Genomic DNA, 1283 nt, shown 5'->3' with positions numbered 1-1283 from the left:
TCAAGAATGCAGTTCTTTGCCAAATAAATCAGTCATTTGTGGTAAAACATAACAAACAATTCAAGCAGACCCTCAACGCTTAGCACTTTTGGTTTGCGTTGAATTTCGTGTTGCCGAGCAATGCGGAAAGTGAGCCAGTGCGTTTCGGGCTACTTAATTGGGCGTTAGCCTAAGGTATTATCTCAACATATTCATTTAGAGTGTCTCCCTTTCTTCTAACAACAGTGTAATTTTTGTATTCGAGAAAGTCAGGGATTTGGTTCTGTCTGACAAACTTACTAAATATATTTAGGTTTTTACATAGCTCAAGTGTGTGGTCGAGTATTTGAGACTCCCACTTTTCCTGTTCTTCTACGTAGTAGTTAGCTTTGGGGTTATTATGTATGCGTTTCCAAGACTTATCCCACTTTCTTTCACCATAACTTTCCGTTGTATTTGTAGAGTAGAATAAGTTTACTAGGCTATTTATTGAGCTGGTTAGCTCGTTAATTATGTTGCTTTCGTTTGCAGTAAAGTCCATGGAAAATAATGCTGACCTAATTTCAGATAGTACGTTTAAATCTGATTCGTATATTGACGAAAAAGAGAGTTGTTCATCTATCTGCTTCCATTTCTCAATTGGTAGCCTGCTTGAAATTATTTTTGCGGCGACTTTAAGTGCGGGGTCACTTGCACTTCCAATTGAATGTCTTGATATCAAAATCTTTTTTTGCATGTCTGTCAGGTTTGAATGAAATATCTCAACCAAATCAAAAGCAGTAAGTATTTTTGTGTTCAGCCCTCTATCATTTCCAAGTTGCGTGATACGACGTATTAGATTGCTATCAGAACCTTTGAATTTGTCGTTAATAACAAAGATATATTCTTTCAATTCTATAAGGTAGTGCCAGTTTTTTGCTAATTTATCAAAGTCATCGATCATCTTTGATGATGCAGCACTGATAGTTGAGCTGGTTACTGATTCAGGCGCGAATACCTGATAGAAAGTGCCTGTTTTCTCTACAAACCCATCATTTCCCCCGTCATTTCTTTGCCTAACGGGGCAGAAACCCGGTACGCCAAGTGCCATAAGTTGGTTGAAAAAGGATTGAAAAGATAAACCATCATACTTGTGGAAAATGAGTTCCAGTTCAGTGTTATACATCATGTTGGATTTGCCGTAGGTGATAATTTTGGTTAATTTAGCAATTTAGATTAGCCAAGTAAACTAGTGGCATATCACAAAGGCTAACAAGAGACTATGGCGTCAAGAGTTAATTTTTGGCGCTGTTTGCATCCCACAT

General features: G+C 37.6%; 1 protein-coding gene. It reads right to left on the bottom strand.

Annotated elements, in window-relative coordinates:
- Positions 1-169: 169 nt before the first annotated feature.
- Positions 170-1147, bottom strand: coding sequence for a hypothetical protein (locus tag CDZ87_RS16815; RefSeq protein WP_100754545.1), 978 nt, complete (start codon positions 1145-1147; stop codon positions 170-172).
- Positions 1148-1283: the final 136 nt, after the last annotated feature.

The organism is Vibrio salilacus, assembly GCF_002811245.1.
GTDB classification, from domain to species: domain Bacteria; phylum Pseudomonadota; class Gammaproteobacteria; order Enterobacterales; family Vibrionaceae; genus Vibrio; species Vibrio salilacus.
The sequence above is the reverse complement of the archived record's forward strand: the minus strand, read 5'-3'. Positions and strand labels throughout refer to the sequence as shown.

Bases quoted from the DNA above. Each gene is read 5' to 3' on its own strand.
- CDZ87_RS16815 (WP_100754545.1), bottom strand. From the start codon at position 1,147: ATGATGTATAACACTGAACTGGAACTCATTTTCCACAAGTATGATGGT.